Below are 22295 nucleotides of genomic sequence, written 5' to 3'. Positions count from 1 at the left end.
GATGCGCGGCGCAAGCTTGCCGAGATCGATGCCTTGCTAGGAAAGACCGTTCAATGAGCATTGATATTTTGCTGAACTCCACCAGCCGCCTTGCTTCGCTCGCCCGGAATTCGGGTCCTTCCCAGGCTAAAACCGAGGGCGAGGGACAGGATAATGCTGATCCGGCAAAATTGTTCAGTTCACTTCTCGAAAGGCCGCAGGGCAAGGTCGAGAAGAAGGATGACAGCGAAGCCAATGCGGGTTCGGATGAGGCAGATGCGAAGGATGAGGAAGGTTCAAAGCCGGTCGCCCTGTTTGCCCTGCCACAAAATCTCCTTTCTTTGGACGCTTCTTCGCCTGATTTGAAAGGGGCAAATCGCGGCTTTTCCACGCCGAATACTGCGAAAAACGACACAAATGCCTCGGATCCGCTTTCTGCCTTAATCAAAGACATCGACCCGAAACAGGTCGAAGGGCAGGGGGGCGAGCTACAAGCCGATCTACAGGCTGATCAGAAGAAACGCGCGCTTGAACCGGTGTCTTCGAAGACGGCGGCAACCCCATCGGCCAGCGCCAAACCGGATCAGGCAATCCATCAGGATGCACCGAAGGCTATCGGCGATAGTCAGGCCGAAAGTTCCGGGGACGATCTCGCCAGCCTTCTGAAAGCAGATAAGGGACAGGCGCAGCAGCAGTCGGGTCAGATGCCTGACAGAACCGATATCCAGCAGCAGCCAACCACAAAGGGCAATGCGCCTGCGGACATCAAGGCAGCCACCACGCCATCGCAGGCGGCGGCCCGGATTGCAGACATTCAGGTGGTTTCCGAGCGCAGCTTCGGCACGGTCAAGACCTTGCAGATCAGGCTTGATCCGGTGGAACTTGGCGCCGTGACGGCCCGCATTCGCGTGGGGTCGGAAGGTGTCGAGGTGCATCTCGTCGCTGAAAAGACCCATGGGGCGGAAGCGCTCGCTGCCGACCGCTCGATGATCGAGAAAGCCCTGAAGGCGGCAGGTATTGCAGACGATGCGAAAATTTCGGTGACCGTCGCCGACCGCAACGCGGCGGGTGCCGTGCAGCAGGCGCAGGCATCGCAGAATGCGGGCCAGCAACCGGGCCAGCAGCAGGCTTTCAACATGCAGCAAGGCTTCGACGGGCGAAACGGCGCCCAGGCGCAGGCTGGTTTTATGGGCGGTGAGGGCAGGCAGAATGGCGAATCCGGTCAGGCAGGACACGAGCGTTCGGACATGCAAGCCGCTCAGGACAGCGGGAACGGCACTTCTCGCAATGATGGTCGCAACCGCGGCCTGGTTGTCTGATAGCAACCCGGCCCGCGCCGAAAACATCTGCGAACGTGAAATGCACCGGGCATCTGCCCGCTACGATGTTCCGCTCGGCATCCTCTATGCTGTCGGCCTCACGGAAACCGGCCGCAAGAATTCCTTGCAACCCTATGCGATGAACATTGAAGGCCGTGCCGAATTCATGCCGTCGCAGATGGCAGCGGTGAGACGTTTCGACGAGGTGCGGGCCGAAGGTGCGAAACTGATCGACCTCGGTTGTATGCAGATCAATTACCACTATCACGGCAAGGAATTTCCGTCGGTCGCCGCGATGCTGATGCCAAGCCTGAATGTCGATTATGCGGCTCGTTTTCTAAAGCAGCTTCGGCAGCGCGAGGGCAACTGGACGATGGCTGTCGCGCGCTATCACGCAGGCCCGAATAACGACCCCGCCCAGAAGCGTTACGTCTGTCGCGTGATGACGAATATGGTCGCCTCCGGCTTCGGAAACTGGACGACGCAGGCGCGAAGCTTCTGCTTCGGCTGAACAGCAATCCATTAAAATTTTACAGGTTGTAACAGATCGTCAGGTGCACCCGACTGAATAGCACTCAACCTCTGATTGGTGTGCCTAATATGCACTAAATTAGCGGGTGGATTTTTAAGCCCTTGTAAAGAATCGTAAAAGTTTGTGAGCCGTTAACATCCGGTTAAGGTTCTTACGTCTAAAGAAGTAGGCGCTTTGCAATCAGCGCGATTCCTCATAAATTATAATGTGCTAATTTACCTCCCAATATATTGCGGGCAATATATTGCCATTGTTGCTGATTCCTTCCGCCAGTTATTTCTATCTTGCTTGGGCTAACATATTGATTCGGAAGGCGGGCCGATGATTGTTGTCGTAGACGACAGAGATTTAGTGACTGAAGGGTACTCTTCCTGGTTCGGTCGCGAGGGCATCACGACAACGGGTTTTACCCCTACCGATTTCGATGAATGGGTGGAGAGCGTTCCGCAGCAGGATATCATGGCTGTCGAGGCCTTCCTGATTGGCGAATGTGCGGATCAGCATCGGCTTCCGGCCCGGATTCGTGAACGCTGCAAGGCGCCTGTGATCGCCGTCAACGACCGCCCGTCACTGGAACATACGCTTGAGCTGTTTCAATCCGGAGTTGACGATGTTGTCCGCAAGCCGGTGCATGTGCGTGAAATCCTTGCGCGCATCAATGCGATCCGCCGCCGCGCAGGCGCGTCCGCCGCTTCCAACGACAGCGGCACCGAGCTTGGCCCGATCCGTGTTTTCTCCGATGGCCGCGACCCGCAGATCAACGGTATCGATTTTCCGCTGCCGCGCCGCGAGCGCCGCATTCTGGAATATTTGATCGCCAATCGCGGTCGCCGCCTCAACAAGGCGCAGATTTTCAGCGCGATCTACGGCATTTTCGACAGTGAAGTCGAAGAGAACGTCGTTGAAAGCCATATCAGCAAGTTGCGCAAGAAGCTGCGTGAGCAGATGGGTTTCGATCCGATCGATTCCAAGCGCTTCCTCGGCTACTGCATCAATATCGAGTGATATAGCTGCATCTTCCGCATTCCCCAGTATCGCGATTTCGAGCCTTTTTACGAATTTCCGGAATCGCGTCGGTCCCCCAGTAAAAGCGTAGAAAATCCCGAGGCTACAGTTTCACGCAAGCGTGGTCCTTTAGCTTTATCGCGGATGAGTGGGTCGCCGCGCCGATTCCACCGCTCGGTTTTACGAATTCCAGCTTGAAAGTTTCAGACTTAGAGCTGGTTGCTACAACTAATCAGGAGCTGCCAATGAGCCTCTACGGTATGATGCGGACCGGTGTTTAGGGAATGAACGCGCAGGCAAACCGCCTGTCGGCGGTCGCTGACAACATCGCGAATGCAAGCACCGTCGGTTACAAGCGCGCGGAAACCCAGTTTTCGTCGCTCGTTCTGCCCAGCACTGGCGGACAATATAATTCCGGCAGCGTTCTGACCAATGTGCGCTACGGCATTTCCGATCAGGGCGGCATCCGTTCCACCTCCTCCACGACCGACCTTGCCATCGACGGCAACGGCTATTTTGTGGTGCAGGGAGCGGATGGCTCGACCTTCCTGACCCGCGCCGGTTCCTTCGTTCCCGACAAGAACGGCAACCTGGTCAATTCAGCCGGCTATTATCTGCTGGGCGCAGGCCCGAACGATCCGGCTGGCGCGCTGACAATGGCCGGATTGAACATCATCAATGTCAACAGCGCAGCACTTCCGCCGGAGGCCAGCACGTCCGGCAATTTCACGGTCAATTTGCCGTCTACCGATCAGATCCCGGCGGCGGGCGAATTCAATCACAAGACGTCGCTGATCTCCTATAATGACAAGGGCGAGAAGATCACGCTGGACGTCTATTTCACCAAGACCGGCGCGGATGAATGGAGCGTCACGGTCAAGAATGCTGCCGACGATGCAGTGGTCGGTGGCCCGACGACGCTCACATTCGATCCGACAACGGGCGACATGACGTCTGCCGGTGGCATTGCGGTCGATCTTGGACCTTATGGCGGTCAGAACCTCAACCTCAATCTGGGTGCATCGACGCAGCGCGCCGGTGACTATACGATCTCGCAGGCTCAGATTAACGGTCAGGCGCCATCTTCGGTCAAGGGCGTGGATGTGGCCAATGACGGATCGGTCGTCGCCATCTACGAAAACGGCACGCAGAAAGTTCTGGCGCGCATTCCGCTCGCCAATGTCGCGAGCCCGGATCGCATGACGGTCGTGAGCGGCAACGTGTTTCTGCCAAGCGCGGAATCGGGCGATGTCCGCCTTGGTTTCCCGCAAAGCGACGGCATGGGCAAGGTCATGTCGGGCACATTGGAGGAATCCAACGCCGATATTGCGCAGGAACTGACCGACATGATCGAGGCGCAGCGCAGTTATACGGCCAATTCAAAAGTCTTCCAGACCGGTTCCGAACTGATGGACGTGCTGGTCAATCTGAAGAGATAAGTTGGACTGTTCCGGGAGAGGGTGAAAAGCCTTTCCCGGAATCAGACCACTAGCGCATGTCTCCCGAAAGTGGGAATCGGTTTCGGGGTAAAGACATGCGTAAAAACAAATAGATAGAGTATTTCCGATGTTTCAGTCAAAACAGGAAATGCTCTGGCGCATTGAGAATACGGACCGTTCAGGCAACAGACACGGTCCGCACACGGGGCAGTTCCGATATCAGCGGAATTATCAGGGGCTTTCCAGGTGTTTGTTTTAGCCGCATTTCCGGACGCGAAACCGTTTCGCGCCCTTCGGGACTGCACTTGTAGGATGGGGTAAGATGTCGCTTAGTTCTGCTCTTCTGACGGCCAAAAGTTCGCTTGCGGCAACGTCCAAGCAGACCTCCGTTGTCTCTCGCAATATTGCGGGCGCCAACGATCCGGATTATTCCCGGCGCACGGCTTCTCTCGTATCGGGGCCTTATGGTTCCCTTTACGTGGGCATCAGCCGGTCGGCGGATGAAGCCTTGTTCAACAAGTTCATCCAGTCGAACAGTACGGCCTCTTCCTCTTCCATTCTCGCAGGCGGGCTTGACCGCCTTTCGTCGCTTTATTCGGCGGATAATTATTCCGGCTCGCCGTCGGCCCTGATCGGCGATCTGCGCGATGCGCTTCAGACTTATGCCGCATCGCCTTCCAACAGCGCGCTCGGCGACAGTGTCGTATCCACGGCGCAATCGCTTGCCAATGCGCTCAATGCCGGAACCAAGCAGGTCCAGTCCCTGCGCAATGATGCGGACCGCGAAATCGCGGATTCCGTCGCCAACATCAATGATCTTCTCGCCAAGTTCGAAAAGGTCAATCAGGAGATCGTCGGTGGCACGCGGGCCAATCGCGATGTCTCCGACTATATGGATCAGCGCGACTCGATCCTGAAGCAGCTTTCCGGCGAGATCGGCATCACCACCATGATGCGCGGCGACAATGACATGGTCATTTTTGCTGAAAACGGAGTGACGCTGTTCGAGACGACGGCGCGCAAGGTGAGCTTCGAGCAATCGACCGTGCTGGCGCCGGGCATTGCAGGCAAGGCGGTGCTGGTGGATGGCGTTCCGCTCAACCACGAGACATTCGACCAGCCTTATGGAACGGGTCGCCTGAGCGGCTTGCTGCAGTTGCGCGACCAGATCGCCCCGCAATACCAGATGCAGCTTGACGAAATTGCGCGCAATCTGGTGACGATGTTTGCCGAAAGCGACCAGACCGGCGTTGGCGCAGACAAGACGGGTCTGTTCAGTTGGGCCGGGTCGCCGGATGTTCCAGGCGCGGGCATCTCGGCAGGCATTGCAGGCACCATCAAGGTATCTTCGGCCTTCGTTACGTCTGAAGGCGGCAGTTCGCTTCTTCTGCGTGATGGCGGAGCCAACGGGCCTGACTACAAATACAATACCGAAGGTGCGGCTGGTTTCAGCGATCGCCTGCGCGCGCTTAATGAAGCGTTTTCCGAACCGATGACTTTCAATTCGGTGGCGGGTCTGGCGACAAATTCCAGCCTGACGGACTATAGCTCATCGTCGATCAGTTGGCTTGAAGGCAAGCGCCAGAAGGCCAACAGCGAATTCTCCTATAATGCGACGATTGCCAGCCAGGCAGATGCAGCCCTCTCCAACGCCAACGGTGTCGATATGGATACCGAAATGGCGCTGCTTCTCGATCTTGAACATTCCTATCAGGCATCGAGCCGGGTGCTGACCACGATCAGCGCTATGCTCGATGATCTTCTCAACGCGGTGTGAGGCCAATGAAAGCGCAATCGATTTCCACCTATGGCGCAACGTCAGCCCTGCGAGCCCTTGTGGCGAAGAACAAGGCCGAAATGTTGAAGGCGCAGCAGGAAGCGACCACGGGAACCGTGTTCGATGTCGGCCTGTCGCTCGGCTCCAAGTCCGGCCAGACCGTATCGTTGCGCAAGGAATATGATCGCCTGAGCGTGCTCACAGACATGAACAAGCTGGTGCAGCAGCGCATGAATGCGACGCAGACCGCTGCCGGTACGATCATCGAGAACACGCAGAACTTTCTGGGCGACCTGACGGGCGCCAACAATACCGCCGAAAGTGCTGCCACGATTGCAAAGTCGGCAAAGTCTATTCTCAACTCCGTCACCGGCCTGCTCAACACCAGCTATAATGGCGAATATATCTTTGCCGGTGTAAACACCGATGTGAAGCCGGTTGCCGACTATACCGAAGGCAGCGCAGCACAGACGGCTGTGCGCCAGGCGTTTCAGACGCATTTCGGCTTTGCCATCGACGATCCGCAGGTGGCGAACATCACCGGCGACGAGATGAAAGCCTTTCTGGAGGGCGATTTCGCCGACGAGTTCAACGATGCCAACTGGGCCGCAAACTGGTCGGATGCATCGGACACGGTCATCAAGAGCCGCATCTCGCCGACCGAAACTGCCGATACATCGATTTCCGCCAATGCGGACGGTTTCCGCAAGACGATCATGTCGGCGGTCATGGTGGCCGAATTCGCAACCATCGGCCTCAACAACTCGGCTTTCGAAGCCCTGACGCATCAGGCCATGCAGACGACGACGACGGCGATCACCGAAACGACCTCGGAGCAGACGACGCTCGGTCTCGCCCAGTCGCGCACCGGGGCGGCGACGACACGCATCGCGGCGCAGCAAAAGATCTTGAACCAGTCCGTGCTCAATCTCGAGGAAGTCGATCCTTATGAAGCGGCGACGCGTGTCAACGCGTTGAAGACGCAGATCGAAACGTCCTATTCGCTGACGGTCCAGCTGCAGAATATGAGCCTGCTCAACTATCTCAGATAGTTGAGATGAAATGAGGACGGACGCAGCATGATGCGAGCCCGTCCGAACTGATAGACGGAGAAACCATGTATCAGATGCGCTACGAAGATGTCATGAATGACGATATGGCGAGCGCCAAGGAACGGGAACGGGCATTGTTCGACCGTTCCATCGCAATGCTCGAGGCGGCGAAGGAAAATGGCAGCGGCTCGCGCGAGGCGATTGACGCGACCTATTTCACGACAAAGCTCTGGACCACGATCATCGACGATCTGGGCTCCGAGGAAAATGTGCTGCCGAAGGAACTGAAGGCCGCGATCATTTCCGTCGGTATTTTCGTGCTGAAGGAAATCGAACGCATCCGCCAGGGCGAAAGCAACGATTACGCCACGCTGATCGAGATCACACAGTCGATCCGGGATGGGCTTTGAAATGACCCCAAACGGAAAGCCGGCCATTCGCCTTTCGCTGCGCGCGGGTGAAAGAATCTTTATCAATGGTGCAGTACTGAGAGCCGATCGCAAGGTTTCGCTCGAACTTCTGAACGATGCGACCTTTCTTCTGGAAAATCATGTTCTCCAGCCGGAGGACACGACGACGCCACTGCGCCAGCTTTATTTCGCGGCGCAGGTGATGCTGATCGAACCGGCCATGCGAGAGCAGGCCCACACCACTTTCGCGCAGATGCTGAAGGGCATGTTCTCGACGTTCAAGGATGCGGAAATCCTGAACGCGCTGAAGCTGGTCGACGAGCTGGTTCATAACGGGCGTGTCTTCGAGGCGCTCAAGACAATTCGCGCGCAATATCCACGCGAGGCCGAACTGATGGGCCATGAAAGCCCGGCTTTGCCCGCGGCTGCAACCCGGAAATCTGCGGAGGCAAACCCATGACCACGACATCGCCGGTTGGCACGAATACGACGAATAACAACACGACGAACAACAGCAATTCTGCGGCCAACAAGGCAAGCGTCGATTATAATTCCTTCCTGAAGCTTCTGGTGACCCAGATGCAGAATCAGGACCCGACGCAGCCGATGGATGCGACACAATATGTTTCGCAGCTTGCGACCTTCTCCAATGTCGAGCAGTCCGTTCAGATGAACAGCAAGCTTGAAACGCTGATCGCCAACACGTCTCTGACACAGGCCGAAGGCTGGATCGGCCGCACGCTGACCAATGCCGATGGCAGCATATCGGGGGTCGTGAAGTCCGTTACCATCCAGTCGAACGGCATGCTGGCCGAACTGGAAGACGGCAAGACGCTGATGATCGGCGCAGGCGTCAAGATCAGCTAGGAACCGACGCGGTGAACGAAGCCGACGCGCTAGATATCGTCAATTCTGCGATCTGGACCGTGCTTATGGCAAGCGGCCCGGCGGTGCTTGCCGCCATGCTTGCAGGCATTGGCATCGCACTTTTCCAGGCGCTGACGCAGATTCAGGAAATGACGCTGACCTTCGTGCCGAAGATCATCGTCATTTTCGTCGTACTGGCCCTGACCGCGCCATTCGTCGGTGCGCAGATCAATTCCTTCACGCTGCTGGCCTATTCCCGCATCGAGAAGGGGTTTTAGCGCGCAGCCTCGCGCAAGCTTCGCAAGCTAAGGTCCGCTTCGTAACAGGAGACGGATGTGCAGCAGGCAGCGGCTAAACCCTTGATGAAAAGCGGACTTCTGACCGGCAGCGATATGGGTCTGGCGGTTGGCATCATCATTATCCTTACGGTGCTCTTCCTGCCTGTTCCGGCTGTCGTGCTGGATATCGGCCTGGCATTTTCGATCGCCTTCTCGGTTCTGATCCTGATGGTTGCGCTCTGGATTCAGCGCCCGCTCGACTTTTCCGCCTTTCCGACGGTGCTGCTGATCGCCACCATGATGCGATTGTCGCTCAATATTGCGACGACGCGCGTGATTCTCACCCATGGCAATGAAGGCTATCTCGCCGCCGGGCATGTGATCCATGGCTTCTCGCAATTCGTGATGGGCGGCGACTTCGTCATCGGTCTGGTCGTTTTCTGCATTCTCATCATCGTCAACTTCCTCGTCATCACCAAGGGCGCGACGCGTATCGCGGAAGTGGGCGCGCGCTTCACCCTCGACGCCATTCCCGGCAAGCAGATGGCCATCGATGCCGATCTTTCGTCGGGCCTGATCGATGAAAAGGAAGCGCAGCGCCGCCGTCGCGAGCTGGAAGAGGAAAGCTCCTTCTTCGGCTCCATGGACGGTGCTTCCAAATTCGTGCGTGGTGATGCCATTGCTGGTCTCATCATCACCGCTGTCAATATTTTCGGCGGCATCATCATCGGCGCTACGCGCCACGACATGGATATCGCGCACGCCGCCGACGTCTTCACCAAGCTGTCGGTCGGTGACGGTCTGGTCACGCAGATTCCCGCTCTGATCGTGTCGCTTGCCGCCGGTCTTCTGGTGTCGAAAGGCGGCACGCGCGGCTCCGCCGATCAGGCGATTTTCGGCCAGCTTGGCGCCTACCCGAAGGCGCTTCTGGTCGCGGCTATGCTGCTTTTCGTCCTCGGCATCATGCCGGGCCTGCCAGCCTTCCCGTTCTTCATGCTGGGTGGCGCAATGGCTTTCATCGGCATCGCCGTGCCCCGTCGGCAAGCGCGCCAGCGCGAGGCGGAAGCCAATGAGGCCGGCAAGAAGCAGCGCGAAGCGGAAGAGCAGGAGCGCAATTCCGTCAAGGCGTCACTCGAAACCAACCAGATCGAGCTTTGCCTCGGCAAGCAGCTTTCCGCCCGCCTGATCGCATCGCAGCAGGAGCTGGCGCACCGCGTCAACAAGATGCGCCGCAAGTTTGCGCAGGAATACGGATTCGTCATCCCCGAAATCAAGGTCACGGATGACATCGCGCTCCCGCCGAAAAGCTATCGCATCAAGATACACGGCACGGCGGTCGCCAGCCACGAGCTGCGCGTCGGTGAAACGCTCGTCGTGCTGGGTGACCGCCCGATTCCATCCATTCCGGGTGAGGAAGTGCGCGAACCGGCCTTCGGCATGCGCGCCTATTCCGTACCGGAAACCTTCGCGTCCGATCTGCGCCGCGACGGCTATATGACCGTGGATAATCTCTCGGTCCTGCTGACGCATTTGAGCGAAATCGTTCGCAACAATCTGGCCCAGCTTCTTTCCTACAAGGATATGCGCATTCTGCTGGACCGTCTCGGCTCCGAATATCGCAAGCTGCTGGAAGATATCTGCCCGTCGCATATTTCCTATTCGGGCCTGCAGGCGGTGCTGAAGCTGCTGCTCGCCGAGCGCATTTCCATCCGCAACCTGCATCTGATTCTCGAAGCTATTGCGGAAATCGCGCCGCTCGTTCGCCGCCCGGAAATGATTGTGGAGCATGTCCGCATGCGCATGGCGCAGCAGATTTGCGGCGATCTTTCCGACAATGGCGTGCTGAATGTTCTGCGCCTCGGCAATCGCTGGGACCTGGTTTTCCACCAGAGCCTCAAGCGTGACGCCAAGGGTGAAATCGTCGAGTTCGATATCGACCCACGCTTGCTGGAACAGTTCGGCACGGAGGCCTCCACCGTCATTCGCAAGCATTTCGACAATGGCGAGCGTTTCGTGCTGGTTTCGTCACCGGAAGCGCGACCGTATATTCGCATGATTATCGAGCGGCTGTTCGCCACCCTGCCGGTGCTGTCCCATGTTGAAATCGCGCGTGGCGTGGAGGTGAAATCGCTCGGGGCGATTTCATAGGAGATCAGCGTTCGTCGATCCTCTGATCCTTCGAGACGGTTCCCTTCGCTCCGCTCAGGACACCTCCTCAGGATGAGGGGAGCGAGGGTTGGAGACGCCCTGCCCGCGCTCAGGGCACTTCCTCAGGATGAGGAAAGAGTTCTAGCGTCCACACCCCTCATCCTGAGGAGCCATGCCGAGCTTGTCGAGGCTTGGCGTCTCGAAGGGCGAGGGGAGTAGTTATTGCTTCATACGATGAAAGGGGCCTGAGTGCCGATCGCGCAACTGCCGCTCAACGAAATCATCCTGGCCGCCGTTCTGGCGTTCTGCCGCATCGGCGCGTGCCTGATGCTGATGCCGGGGCTTTCAAGCGCGCGTATTCCGTTGCAGGTCCGGCTCTACATCGCACTGGCCTGTTCATTCGCGGTCCTGCCGCTGGTGTTGCAGCGTATCGTTACCGTTGTCGATGCCGGGCAGCCGTGGACCCTGTTCCGCCTGATGGCGAGCGAAATGTTCGTCGGCGCGGTGATCGGCATTCTGGCGCATATCTATTTCTGGGCGCTGCAATTCATGGCCAGCACCATGGCGGTTTCAGTCGGCTATTCCGGTTCTCCTGCCGATGCCATTACCGAAAGCGAACCGCAGGCGACACTTGCAACCATTGTCACTTTCAGCGCTCTGTTCCTGTTCTTCATTACCGATATGCATCTGGAAATCTTCCGGGCGCTGCTCAATTCCTATGTGGCCATTCCGGTTGACGGGCAGTTTCGCCCCGATGCGGCGATGATCGACTTCACCGATGCGCTTTCGGCGGCGTTTCTGGCAACGCTGCGTATCGCAGCGCCGTTCATCGTTTTTGCGATTCTCGTCAACTTCGCCATCGGTCTGGTGAACAAGCTGACGCCGACCATACCCGTTTACTTCGTATCGATGCCATTCGTGCTGGGGGGAGGGCTGCTGGTGGTCTACTTCATCCTGCCGGAACTCCTGCGTTTCTTCACCAACGAAACTGCGACGCAGCTTCGCGAGCTGTTTTGAGGTCAGCTATGACGAATCCGCGCAATCTCAAGAAGCTCATCGAACTGCAAAAGCTCGGAAGCGCCCGGCTGGAACAGGCTCTTGCTGCAGCCAATGCGCGCAAGGGCGCGCTGGATGAAGAGCGAGAGGCGCTGATCGCCATGCAGGATCGCCGCTATGATGGCGATGCGCTTAATATCGATCCGTCGCTTCTCATCAAGCGCCTCGGGAATAACGCCGCCGAATCGCAGCAGCTTGAGCAGCGTCTCGAATCACAACGCAAAGCACTTTTGCAGGAACAAAGACGTGTCGAGTTGCTGGAAGATCGCCTGACGGATGCTGAAAATGATCGCGAACGGCGCGAACTTTCCAGCCTGATCGAGGAATTTATTAGCCGGAAAACGACAAATAGGCCGCAAAGCCCTGATTGAACGCAAAATCGAGGCTGAACGCACGCACAAGTTTCAGTCAAGTTTGACCCATTATGGTGCAAGTAACAAAGCGCATCCCGAAAAGTGCGAAGCGGTTTTTGGATAAGATGCGCGCAAGGACGATCAGAGCGCATCCCGAAAAGTGCGAAGCGGTTTTTGGATAAGATGCGCGCAAGGACGATCAGAACGCATCCCGAAAAGTGCGAAGCGGTTTTTGGATAAGATGCGCGGCAGAATTAGCCCTTAGAGCGCCGATCTGATGCAAGCAGATCGACGCTCTAAAAGAAGGAAGAGATGCATGGCGATCAACCCGCCGTCAGATCTGGTGATGGACGTGGCGCGTGCCGCCGATCCGCAAGCCTATCGTATGGCAGCGGAACGGTTGAAAGCGCCGTCCGTATCCGGGACCATGGTGGCATCCTCCGGGGCAGCCACAATGGCGGCATCCGCCGCCGGGAATGGGCTGACGCGGGATAACTTCGCCAGTTTTTCCGACAGCCTTGCGGCTGGGGTCAGCGTGCGGCCGGATGCGCAAAATGTGGCCAATCCGGCCTACCGCAAGTTTGAGGCCTTCATGCTGCAATCCTTCGTGCAGTCGATGTTCACCAGTGACACGACGGCGACCTTCGGGAAGGGGATTGCCGGTGAATACTGGAAGTCCATGATGGCGGAAGCCATGGCAAACAAGATGGCGGATGGCGGCGGTGTCGGCATTGCCAAGTTGCTTGAGGAACAGGCGGCGCGCAACGGGCGGGCAGACGCGCCGACGACGATAGCGTTAGGAGACGTGATCAATAATCTGGGAGAAAGTGTGAGCCAGAATGGCGTATCGAAGGACATCGTGCATGGCTTCGAACGCAAGCTCATTCAAAAGCAGCTTGAGCATGTCTCCCAAAAGTGGGAACCGGTTTTGGGAAAAAGACATGCGTAAAAATAAAGAGATAGAGCGGTTCCCAGGGCTCTATTCTGCCGGGACCGCTCTAGACAACAACAGCGATACGGACAGCGCGCGCGGCTGATTGGCCCGCTATGACAAGCGTCCGCCATGCTTCATAATTGAGGACCCCTAAATGACCGAGACAAGCTCTGAAAACAGCCTGCCGCCAGAGGATTCGCAAATCGTCGCTATGACGAGCGAACCGGGTCAGGCGCTGGCAGAGGAACCGGCCGAGAACCCCACATTGAAGCCGGTCGTGCGGGCAATCCAACGTCTGGAAGATGTCATCGATACGGAAACGCGTCTTCTGCTGGAAGGCGGCAATCCGGATCTGGCGGAAATCAACTCCCGCAAGAGCCGTGGGCTTTACGATTTCAACAAGGCGATCAAGAAAGCCGCCAGCGCTGCCGAACCGGCGACGATGAAGCGGCTTCAGCCGCTGCTCGACAGTTTGAAGCAGAAGCTCGAGAAGAATTGCGAAGCGCTGCAACTGCATCTGCGTGCTGTCGGTGAACTGGCCGACCTCATTCGCGGTGCGCTGGAAACGCAGGAAGCTGACGGCACCTACAGCATGCAGAGCGTGAGGCTCGGTCACGCAAGATGATCCGCATCATTGCCATCGGTCTGTGGATCTGCGCCGTTGCTTTCGGCTCGCTTTTCATGGCGGTTCGCCAGAATGCCTCATCTTCGGATGGGGCGCAGGCCGCAACCGGCGGATTTGCCGAAAATTTTGGGGGCGTGGATTACGTCAAGACGGATGTGATGAGCGTGCCGATCATCTCGAATGGTGGCGTCGCCGGTTATGTGGTGACGCAGCTCGTTTACACGGTCGATTCGAACATTCGCAAGAAGCTGACCGTGCCGCTCGAATTCTTCATCAGCGATGAAATCTTCCGCAAGTTCTATGGCAGCTATTCGGATACGAAAGAGGTCGAGAAGGTGAGTTTTGAGGATGTTCGCGCCTCGATCATCACCGATCTCAATGCACGGTTCCCCGAGCCGGTCATCAAGGATCTTCTGGTCGAGCAGTTCAACTATATTTCAGCGGAAGAAATCCGTGCCATGAACATGCGTGGCACGCCGACACCGACGGCACCGGCCAAACATGAGCCGGAGAAGCAGGCAAACGCAGAGCCTGTCAGTCACAGCGAATAATATTTTCCTGCAAGCTGGGCGAGGCGCTCTTCGTCCAGCGGTGCGACTGCCGGGTCAGATACAAGCTCCACACCCAGTTCACGGCCATTGCGCCAGGCAGTCCGGGCCAGAAGCGCGCGCCCATAATAATCGTCAAACAACCAGAAGCGTTCGGGCAGCGTGGGAACTTCGACAGTTCTCAGCTTGGCGCCATGTGGTGCTATATCGCTGAACTGGCATTCGATGATAAACCGTCCGTCGAGGCCCACAATCTTTCCGGAGCGCAGCCTTGTACGCTGTCTCTCTTCCCTGCGACGTTCATGCGATGGCTTAACCCGTGCCATATCGAAATCTTACCTGCTATTCCCCACGGCATCAGCCTGAAAATCGGAAGCGATTTTCAGAACGCACGATGCGCAGTTTCCCTAGACTAATCTAGCAGGTTTCGATTGCGGATGCGTTACTTTTTAAACCGGGAACCTTCGGACATGGTTACCTTGAACAGGTTCGTATCAGTTTGAGTATGATCTTTTTCCGCATTTCCAGCAAAACCGTTTCACACTTTTGCTGGAAATGCTTCAATGGTCTCCACAGGCTTCGCAGAGGCCGCGCAGCTCCAGTGTCGTCTTGCGCGACTTGAAACCGTTCTGAAGGCTCCATGCGCTGACGAGATTCTCGATGGCCGCGTCGGAGAATTCCGTCACCTGACCGCATTTCTCGCAAATCGCGAAAGCCACCAGACCCTGCTGATGGCATTGCGGATGCGCGCAGGCAACGAAGGCATTGAGGCTTTCGAGGCGATGGATCATCCCGTAATCGAGCAGCTTTTCCAGTGCGCGATAGACCTGCAGCGGCGCGCGGAAACCGTCGTCTCGCAACTGGTCGAGGATCGTATAGGCGCTGAGCGGCCCTTCTGCCTTGGACAAGACGTCGAAAACCAGTGTCTGATTGCGGGTCAGGTCCTGCGGGGCGTGATGATGGTGATGCGTGCTCATTGTCCAGCGATCCGTTTCGGTGATGCCTGTTCCCTCTTATGTAGGGGTAGCAGGCTCAAAATGAAAATGGCAAGAGCCGCGACCACGATGGAAGGGCCGGATGGCGTGTCGAAATGAATGGAACCATAAAGCCCGCCGATAACCCCCGCGGCCCCGATCAATGAGGCCAGAATGGCCATCTGCTCGGGCGTGGAGGAAAAGCGGCGTGCCGTCGCTGCCGGAATGATGAGCAGCGAGGTTATCAATAGAATTCCGACAATCTTCATCGCAATGGCGATGACGATGGCCAGAAGCAGCATGAAAACAATGCGTGACAGGGCCGGGTTCATGCCTTCGGCGCGCGCAATATCCTCGCTGACGGTGGCGGCAAGAAAAGGTCGCCACAGCCAGGCCAGAATCGCCAGCACAAATATTCCGCCGCCATAGATGAAGGCGATATCCATTCGCGAGACGGCAAGAATATCGCCGAACAGGAACGACAGCAGGTCAACACGCACCCATGTCATGAAGGCGACGAGGACGAGGCCAAGCGACAGCGTGGCATGGGACAGGATGCCGAGGAGCGAATCCGCCGACAATGTATGCCGACGCTGCAAAAGCAGCAGAATGGCTGAAATGGCCACCGCAACCGCGAAGACGCCAATCATCAGATTGATGTCGAAAACAAGCGCCAGCGCCACGCCGAGCAGGGCGGAATGGGCCATGGTGTCGCCGAAATAGGCCATGCGCCGCCAGACGATGAAGCAGCCGAGCGGACCGGTGGTGAGCGCCAGTCCGACACCGGCGATGATGGCGCGGGTGAAGAAATCGTCAAGCACGCGGCGCGCTCCCTTCGTGATGATGATGTTCGTGGTCATGTCCGTGTGCATGCCCATGCTCATGATGATGGCCATCATCGGCATGGCAGTGTTCCGTCACCGAACCGTCGGCATGAAGCACGCGCCCGTCGGGCAGATGCGTGTGATCGTGGTGATGCTCATAAACGGCAAGCGGCCCGACAGCCCGGCTGCCGAACAGCCGCATATATTCAGGGCTTGCCGTTACGTCGCGCGGCGTCCCGCTGCAGCAAACATGCCCGTTGAGGCAGATCACGCGGTCGGTCGCCGCCATGACCAGATGCAGGTCATGCGAGATCAAAAGCACGCCGCAGCCTGTATCGTCGCGCAGTTTCGCAATCAGTTCGTACAACGCCGCTTCGCCGGAGAAATCGACGCCTTGCACCGGTTCATCCAGCACCATGAGGTCCGGCTTGCGGGCAAGTGCCCGCGCCATCAGCGCCCGCTGGAACTCGCCACCCGAAAGGTTGGCGATCTCCGCCTTTGCAAGATGCGGGATACCCACCACTTCCAGCGCCGTCTCAATATCCTGGCGTGAGAGAGACCCCGTCAGAGTCATCAGGCGCTCGACCGAAAGTGGCAGCGTACGGTCGATATTGATCTTTTGCGGCACATAGCCGATGCGCAGGCCCGGCGCGTGGATCACGCTTCCTTCGTCGGGCTTCAGGATGCGCAGCGCCATCTTGGCGGCAGTGCTCTTGCCTGCGCCATTCGGACCGATCAGGGTGACGATTTCCCCGCGCTCGACACCAAGGCCGACATTGCGCACAAGCCAGCGCCCGTCGCGATAGACGCCGGCATCTTTCAGTTCGATCAATGTTTCCCGCGCCTTTTCGGCGGGGAGGGCGGTCTTCCTGCTCATCTGTTCGGGGCTTTCACTGCCTGTATGTTCTTGTCCCACACACGGATCATCCGCCGCTGTGATTTTTCCAAAATGGGGGTTGCCTCACCTTATGGCAGACGTTATAGCATAACGCAACTGACGTAATAAAATAACATATCACTTGAATATGGTGCCCTTCCCCAATCGTACAAGAGAGAGACTATGAAACATCTCCGCTCCCTCCTCCTCGCCTCAGCATTTCTGGCTGGTACGGCAAATGTCTCACTTGCCGCAGAACGCGACGGCGTCGTGGTATCGATCAAGCCGCTCCATTCCATCGTTTCCGCCGTCATGCAGGGCGTGGGCGAGCCGAAACTGATCGTTCAGGGGGCGGGTTCGGAGCATGTCTATAGCCTGAAACCGTCCGATGCCGAAGCAATCGAGCACGCCAAGGTGATTTTCTGGGCCGGCCCGTCGATGGAAACCTTCCTCGACAAGCCCATCGATACGCTTGGCGATGGCGCAAAGGTTGTCGCGCTTGGCGAGGCAGATGGCCTGACCAAGCTGAAGTTCCGTGAAGGCGGCCCGTTCGAAGCGCATGACCATGGCCATGAAGGTCACGACCACGGCGCCGAAGGTCATGACCATGCTCACAATGACAAGAAGGATGCCGACAATGCCGACAAGGGGCACGATCATGCCGCCGAAGCTTCGGAAGGTGGGCATGAGCATCACCATGGTCACGGTGAATATGATCTGCATTTCTGGCTCGACCCGCAAAATGGCAAGGTTCTGGCGGCGGATATCGCCAGGACGCTGAGCGAAAGCGACCCCGAACATGCAGCGCAATATGAAAAGAACGCCAAGGATTATGGTGAGAAGCTCGATGCGCTGACCAAGGACGTCGCCAGCGAACTGGAGCCGGTAAAGGACAAGCCGTTTATCGTCTTCCATGATGCCTACCAGTATTTCGAAAATCGTTTCAGTGTGAAGGCGGCTGGGTCGATCACGGTCAGCCCGGAAAAGGCGCCGGGCGCTGCGCGCATCAAGGAAATTCACGAGAAGATCAAATCGCTTGGCGCAACCTGCGTGTTCTCCGAACCGCAGTTCGAGCCGAAGCTGGTGAAAACCGTTATCGACGGCACGGATGCCAAGACCGGTGTTCTCGATCCTTTGGGGGCAGAATTGAAGGATGGTCCGGATCTCTATCCGCAGCTCATCCGCAATCTGGCGGATTCTTTGAAGGGCTGTCTTTCGAAATAACAGCCGCAGCCGCTTCCCTTTGCTGCCGATTTGCTGCCGATTTGCTGAATGTCCGCGCATTCAGAAGGCGGCTGCAAATGTGCCGGGCTGTACCCTGCTTTAACTTACGGGCAGTCCGGCACTGCTGAGTTCGAAACGATCTGATTGACGCAGATCGAAACTTTCATTTCCACACACTCAAGGGCGGCTCCGGCCGCCTATTTTCACCGCCAGAATTGTAATGATATAACATTAAGGAGAAGAGAATGCGTAGCTTTGTGAAAGCGCTTCAGGCCGGTGCCGTTTTAACTTTTCTTGCTCCCGCAGTTGCGGGTGCGCATGGCATCTGGATTGCCGAGCGACACGGAACACAGGCTGTTGTTTACGGTCACGGCGCAAGCGACGAGGCCTATGATCCGCAGAAGCTCAAGACGGCTACGGCCAAGGATGTAACAGGCAAGGATGTCGCCGTGGAAATCAGGCGACAGGAAGATCATGCTCTGCTGGGCGTGCCCCAGGACGCAGTCGTGGTCAGCGGCACGTTCGATAATGGCTTCTGGGCCGAGGGCCCGGACGGCAAGTGGGTCAACAAGCCGAAATCGGAAGTGCCGGGCGCAAAACAGTCCAGCCAGAGTCAGAAATTTGCTGTCGCCATTCTGGATCATCTGCGCAAAAAGCCAGAGGCCCAAGGCTTGCCCTTCGAAATCGTTCCGTTGATGGACCCGACAATATTGCAGGCAGGCAATGAGCTTCCCGTGCAGGTTCTGTTTGACGGAAAGCCGGTCGAAGGCGTCGAGGTTACGGCAGATTATGTCAATGACAGCCATGCGGCACCGGTGAAAACCGACGCGGAAGGCATCGCCAGAATCAATATCCGCAATGCAGGCCTCAATGTCGTTGGGGCGGGCTATTCCAGGCCGCTGTCTGATTCAAAGGAAGCGGACAAGCTCAGCTATTTTACCACGCTGACCTTCAACCTCGATCACCACCATCACGATTGATCCTACCCAGTTTGATGAGGAACGGAGTCATGAGAAAGAGACTGCCCGTTACGGTCTTGTCCGGTTTTCTCGGGGCCGGGAAGACGACACTGCTCAATCACGTGCTCAATAATCGCGAGAACCGCCGGGTCGCGGTGATCGTCAATGATATGAGTGAAGTGAATATAGATGCCGCCCTCGTTCGTGAGGGCGGCGCCAATCTCTCCCGCACGGATGAACAGCTGGTTGAAATGACCAATGGCTGCATCTGCTGCACATTGCGCGATGATCTCCTGAAAGAGGTTTCACAACTGGCAGCGCAGGGGCGATTCGATTATCTGCTGATCGAATCGACCGGCATAGCCGAGCCGTTGCCGGTTGCCGCCACGTTCGAGTTTCGCGACGAGAAGGGCAACAGTCTTTCAGATGTCGCCAGGCTCGATACGATGGTGACGGTTGTGGATGCCGCCAATCTGCTGAAGGACTATGCGTCGAGCGATTTTCTGCGCGATCGCGGCGAATCCCTTGGCGAAGATGACGAGCGCACGCTTGTCGATCTTCTGGTTGAACAGATCGAGTTCGCCGATGTCGTCGTGCTGAACAAGATATCGATCGCTTCAAAAGAGGAGCGTGATCTGGCGCACAAAGTCATCCGCTCGCTCAATCCCGATGCCCGCATCGAGGAGGTCGATTTCGGCGAAGTGACGCTTGACGCCATACTGGACACGAAGCTCTTCGACTTCAACAAGGCGCATGAGCATCCGCTCTGGTACAAGGAGCTGCATGGCTTTGCCTCGCATACGCCCGAGACCGAGGAATATGGCGTTCGCTCCTTTGTCTATCGCGCGCGGCGTCCTTTTGATCCCGAACGGTTCCAGTCCTTCATCGATAAGGGCTGGCCGGGCGTCGTGCGGGCAAAGGGCTTCTTCTGGCTTGCCACCCGCCCGGATTTTGTCGGTGAAATCAGTCAGGCGGGCGCGTTGGTGCGCACCGGAAAAAGAGGGCGCTGGTGGTCATCCGTGCCCAGGCAATACTGGCCGGCAGAACCCGAATGGCAGCGCGCCATGGAACCGTACTTCCATAAAATATGGGGTGATCGGCGTCAGGAGATTGTGTTCATCGGTGTCGATCCGATGCAGGAAGATGCGCTCGTCGATGAACTGGATCAATGTCTCCTTGAGGAAGAAGACTTCGTGCCGGAGCGCTGGTCGGGGCTGAATGATCCGTTCCCGAACTGGTCGGCAGCCGCCTGAGGCCTATTCAGACAGTGAGGCTATATCCATGGCCTTGCTGTCGGCGAGCGTCCGGTGATCCAGAACGCTGGCGATGGCTTCGCGCACATCCAGCATCATATGGCGCACCTCGCATTCGTCCTCATCGCAATCGTCACACGGGCGATAGTCTGTCTTGCTGGCGCAGGCGATGGGGGCAAGTGCGCCGTCGAGTGCGCGGATGATGTTGCCGATGGCGATTTCGTTGGCCGGACGGGCAAGGCAGAAGCCGCCGCCCTTGCCCTTGCGGCTCAGGACGAATCCGGCATTGCGAAGCTCGGTGAAAATATTGTCGAGAAACTTGCGCGGTATATGGTGCTTTTCGGCGATTTCGCTGGCCGAAACCAGTTGTCCATCTGTAACGCCCGCCAGATGCACCATGGCTTTCAGGCCATATTTGCCTTTTTTAGTCAGCATGCCACCCCTGTGGGGCATTTCCTCTGGGAACGGAAACCGGTTTCCGTCCGGAAATGCATGAAAAGAATACACCACACACGCCGCCAGTGTGAACCGGCACCGTTTCGCAAGATCAGGCCGAATATCCGTAAGTGCCTGTATATAAGAAGTTAGGGGGTAAACTCGGCTGCGACAAGTCTTTTTGCCGCTATTGCATCGGCCCGAAAATCGGAATCGCTTTTCAGCATGCAGGATGCGTGACTTCTATAGTGTGGAGCATCCGTAAGGACGTACGACACTCCAGCGGCTATTTCTGTCCATTCACCAACAATGCAAGCGACAATGCTCCTTGCAACGCGTCGCCAAGCGCGGGCCGAAAGAGTTCCCGATGCGGCAGAAATGGCAGCGCTGCATAGGATGGTGCAAGGCCTCCCGTCAGACTGAACCGGCCAAGCGTTTCAATGCCGAGCCGGTCCAGACCACGGGCAATATAAGAGCAGGCGCGGCGCAGGATCGAAAGGCCGAGCGCATCGCCCTTATGCGCATAGTCGAAGACGATGGGAGCGAAGGTGGCGTAGTCTGCGGCCGTCGCCGTGCGCGAGAAGGTGATGATCTGGCGCATGTCACCGCCGAACCGTGCCAGCACGGCATCGGCAAGTTCCGTACGGTCGGCCATGCCGTCCAGAGCAAGCAGCGTCTCTTCAAGAAGTTCCCGGCCAAGCCGCGCGCCGCCCGCATGATCGCTCAGCATGAAGCCGCGCCCGCCGACAATTTCGAATGCGTCCTGTTCTCTTTTAACGAAGACCGATCCGGTGCCCAGAATGACGATAGCACCGTCATCCGGGCCGAGAGCACCTTGCAGGGCGGTAACAGCGTCGGAAACGATCTTCACCTTGCCGAAGGGCAGGCTCTGTTCAACGCGATCCTTGTCGACAAGCGAGTTCGCGCCAGCGAGCCCCAGCACGGCGCAGGTCTCATTCAATATAGAGACATCCAGTCCTGCGTCTTGCGCAGCCTGCGTCGCCGCGCGCATGATATTATCCAGAGCCGTTGCCGGGTCCGCGCCGATATTGGCGGGGCCGCCCGTGCCCCGGCCTGCGGGGCCACCATTGCGGTCGGCAAGCAGCGCCCGGCATCCGGTGCCGCCGCCATCGACGGCCAGAATATAAGGCATAGGCTTCATGCTCGTTCATCCAATTGTCACGGTAACTGTCATGGAATCGTCGCAACCGTTCGAATCGCCAGTTTTTCCCAGTTGAAATTTGGTTAAAAAGGACCATATTGGCTGTGGAAAGAAAATTCCTTCTTTTTTACGAAACTGCGTTGACAGTTTTGGTTTGTGGGGTCTATATGGCGCCACAACGAGGGCGGCGACGCTGCTAGCGGCAGACAGGTTCGTCCCTTGAGTTGGTTGAAAGAGTTTGACAGCGATGTTTGATTTGAGTAGA

Annotated in this window: 26 protein-coding genes; 19 read left to right on the top strand and 7 right to left on the bottom strand. The window is 57.3% G+C overall.

All coding sequences use genetic code 11. The features are described from left to right. Nucleotides 1-53 precede the first annotated feature (53 nt). The 16 genes from fliK to F9K91_RS09300 all read left to right on the top strand — a co-directional run bounded on the left by fliK (nt 54) and on the right by F9K91_RS09300 (nt 14325). On the top strand, nt 54-1298 hold the full coding sequence (fliK, locus tag F9K91_RS09375; protein ID WP_151677672.1) for a flagellar hook-length control protein FliK: 1245 nt from the start codon (nt 54-56) through the stop codon (nt 1296-1298). Continuing rightward, nucleotides 1267-1809, top strand: a complete 543-nt coding sequence (locus F9K91_RS09370; RefSeq protein ID WP_151556692.1) for a transglycosylase SLT domain-containing protein — start codon at nt 1267-1269, stop codon at nt 1807-1809. Before fliK ends, F9K91_RS09370 begins: the two co-directional genes overlap by 32 nt. A gap of 342 nt (nt 1810-2151) precedes the next feature. Next, a complete protein-coding gene (ftcR, locus tag F9K91_RS09365) occupies nt 2152-2835 on the top strand; it encodes a flagellar transcriptional regulator FtcR (protein ID WP_061347667.1) in 684 nt (227 codons plus the stop codon). A 284-nt stretch (nt 2836-3119) separates the two neighbouring features. Continuing rightward, nucleotides 3120-4274: a flagellar hook protein FlgE gene (locus F9K91_RS09360; protein ID WP_151677671.1), complete on the top strand. Its 1155-nt coding sequence runs from the start codon at nt 3120-3122 to the stop codon at nt 4272-4274. 322 nt (nt 4275-4596) lie between these two features. After that, the gene (flgK, locus tag F9K91_RS09355; protein WP_151677670.1) at nt 4597-6051 is read left to right on the top strand and encodes a flagellar hook-associated protein FlgK; all 1455 of its coding nucleotides are present in this window, start codon (nt 4597-4599) and stop codon (nt 6049-6051) included. A gap of 5 nt (nt 6052-6056) precedes the next feature. After that, nucleotides 6057-7103: a flagellar hook-associated family protein gene (locus tag F9K91_RS09350; protein WP_151556690.1), complete on the top strand. Its 1047-nt coding sequence runs from the start codon at nt 6057-6059 to the stop codon at nt 7101-7103. A gap of 65 nt (nt 7104-7168) precedes the next feature. After that, nucleotides 7169-7513, top strand: a complete 345-nt coding sequence (gene flaF / locus F9K91_RS09345; RefSeq protein ID WP_061347671.1) for a flagellar biosynthesis regulator FlaF — start codon at nt 7169-7171, stop codon at nt 7511-7513. A gap of 1 nt (nt 7514) precedes the next feature. Continuing rightward, a complete protein-coding gene (gene flbT / locus F9K91_RS09340) occupies nt 7515-7973 on the top strand; it encodes a flagellar biosynthesis repressor FlbT (RefSeq protein WP_151556689.1) in 459 nt (152 codons plus the stop codon). Beyond that, nucleotides 7970-8380, top strand: coding sequence for a flagellar hook assembly protein FlgD (gene flgD / locus F9K91_RS09335; RefSeq protein ID WP_151556688.1), 411 nt, complete (start codon nt 7970-7972; stop codon nt 8378-8380). The genes flbT and flgD overlap by 4 nt, the downstream gene beginning before the upstream one ends. Nucleotides 8381-8391: 11 nt before the next feature. Next, complete coding sequence (fliQ, locus tag F9K91_RS09330) at nt 8392-8658, top strand: flagellar biosynthesis protein FliQ (RefSeq protein WP_006469393.1); 267 nt, start codon at nt 8392-8394, stop codon at nt 8656-8658. Between the two features lie 84 nt (nt 8659-8742). Further along, the gene (gene flhA / locus F9K91_RS09325; RefSeq protein ID WP_192799291.1) at nt 8743-10806 is read left to right on the top strand and encodes a flagellar biosynthesis protein FlhA; all 2064 of its coding nucleotides are present in this window, start codon (nt 8743-8745) and stop codon (nt 10804-10806) included. 249 nt (nt 10807-11055) lie between these two features. Next, nucleotides 11056-11823: a flagellar biosynthetic protein FliR gene (gene fliR / locus F9K91_RS09320; protein ID WP_151651865.1), complete on the top strand. Its 768-nt coding sequence runs from the start codon at nt 11056-11058 to the stop codon at nt 11821-11823. 8 nt (nt 11824-11831) lie between these two features. Next, nucleotides 11832-12233: a hypothetical protein gene (locus F9K91_RS09315; RefSeq protein ID WP_151677669.1), complete on the top strand. Its 402-nt coding sequence runs from the start codon at nt 11832-11834 to the stop codon at nt 12231-12233. Nucleotides 12234-12531: 298 nt separating this feature from the next. Next, entirely contained in the window at nt 12532-13164 is a 633-nt protein-coding gene (locus tag F9K91_RS09310; RefSeq protein ID WP_151651863.1) for a rod-binding protein, read from the top strand. Between the two features lie 139 nt (nt 13165-13303). Continuing rightward, entirely contained in the window at nt 13304-13774 is a 471-nt protein-coding gene (locus F9K91_RS09305; RefSeq protein ID WP_151556683.1) for a flagellar protein FlgN, read from the top strand. Continuing rightward, nucleotides 13771-14325, top strand: a complete 555-nt coding sequence (locus F9K91_RS09300) for a hypothetical protein (protein ID WP_151556682.1) — start codon at nt 13771-13773, stop codon at nt 14323-14325. The genes F9K91_RS09305 and F9K91_RS09300 overlap by 4 nt, the downstream gene beginning before the upstream one ends. Here F9K91_RS09300 and F9K91_RS09295 read toward each other — a convergent pair. The 4 genes from F9K91_RS09295 to F9K91_RS09280 form a co-directional block, all read right to left on the bottom strand. Then, the gene (locus F9K91_RS09295) at nt 14313-14648 is read right to left on the bottom strand and encodes a PilZ domain-containing protein (RefSeq protein WP_151556681.1); all 336 of its coding nucleotides are present in this window, start codon (nt 14646-14648) and stop codon (nt 14313-14315) included. The two genes, F9K91_RS09300 and F9K91_RS09295, sit on opposite strands and share 13 nt — an antisense overlap. Before the next feature lie 234 nt (nt 14649-14882). After that, nucleotides 14883-15299 (bottom strand): Fur family transcriptional regulator, encoded by a 417-nt coding sequence (locus F9K91_RS09290; protein ID WP_061347679.1) that lies wholly within the window; start codon nt 15297-15299, stop codon nt 14883-14885. Next, a complete protein-coding gene (znuB, locus tag F9K91_RS09285) occupies nt 15296-16156 on the bottom strand; it encodes a zinc ABC transporter permease subunit ZnuB (protein WP_151645294.1) in 861 nt (286 codons plus the stop codon). Before znuB ends, F9K91_RS09290 begins: the two co-directional genes overlap by 4 nt. After that, nucleotides 16110-16997 carry an ATP-binding cassette domain-containing protein gene (locus tag F9K91_RS09280; protein ID WP_151677668.1) on the bottom strand — a complete coding sequence of 296 codons (888 nt, stop codon included), beginning with the start codon at nt 16995-16997 and terminating at the stop codon, nt 16110-16112. The genes znuB and F9K91_RS09280 overlap by 47 nt, the downstream gene beginning before the upstream one ends. A 183-nt stretch (nt 16998-17180) precedes the next feature. Here F9K91_RS09280 and znuA point away from each other — a divergent pair, with 183 nt between their 5' ends. The 3 genes from znuA to zigA all read left to right on the top strand — a co-directional run bounded on the left by znuA (nt 17181) and on the right by zigA (nt 20433). Next, nucleotides 17181-18221 carry a zinc ABC transporter substrate-binding protein ZnuA gene (znuA, locus tag F9K91_RS09275; RefSeq protein WP_151651861.1) on the top strand — a complete coding sequence of 347 codons (1041 nt, stop codon included), beginning with the start codon at nt 17181-17183 and terminating at the stop codon, nt 18219-18221. Between the two features lie 245 nt (nt 18222-18466). Beyond that, on the top strand, nt 18467-19201 hold the full coding sequence (locus F9K91_RS09270) for a DUF4198 domain-containing protein (RefSeq protein ID WP_151651860.1): 735 nt from the start codon (nt 18467-18469) through the stop codon (nt 19199-19201). 29 nt (nt 19202-19230) lie between these two features. Further along, nucleotides 19231-20433, top strand: a complete 1203-nt coding sequence (gene zigA, locus F9K91_RS09265) for a zinc metallochaperone GTPase ZigA (protein ID WP_151677667.1) — start codon at nt 19231-19233, stop codon at nt 20431-20433. Nucleotides 20434-20436: 3 nt separating this feature from the next. Here the strand turns inward: zigA and F9K91_RS09260 are convergent, their stop codons facing one another. From F9K91_RS09260 to F9K91_RS26165, 3 genes are all read right to left on the bottom strand, one after another. After that, nucleotides 20437-20868, bottom strand: coding sequence for an RrF2 family transcriptional regulator (locus F9K91_RS09260; protein WP_061347683.1), 432 nt, complete (start codon nt 20866-20868; stop codon nt 20437-20439). A 286-nt stretch (nt 20869-21154) separates the two neighbouring features. Next, complete coding sequence (locus tag F9K91_RS09255; RefSeq protein WP_151556757.1) at nt 21155-22021, bottom strand: glucosamine kinase nucleotide-binding domain-containing protein; 867 nt, start codon at nt 22019-22021, stop codon at nt 21155-21157. Nucleotides 22022-22036: 15 nt separating this feature from the next. Continuing rightward, a partial coding sequence (locus F9K91_RS26165) for a hypothetical protein (RefSeq protein ID WP_208852686.1) occupies nt 22037-22295 on the bottom strand: 259 nt, incomplete at its 5' end.

This window comes from Brucella tritici, from assembly GCF_008932295.1.
Lineage (GTDB): Bacteria > Pseudomonadota > Alphaproteobacteria > Rhizobiales > Rhizobiaceae > Brucella > Brucella tritici.
This window is presented reverse-complemented; position numbering and strand designations above follow the sequence as displayed.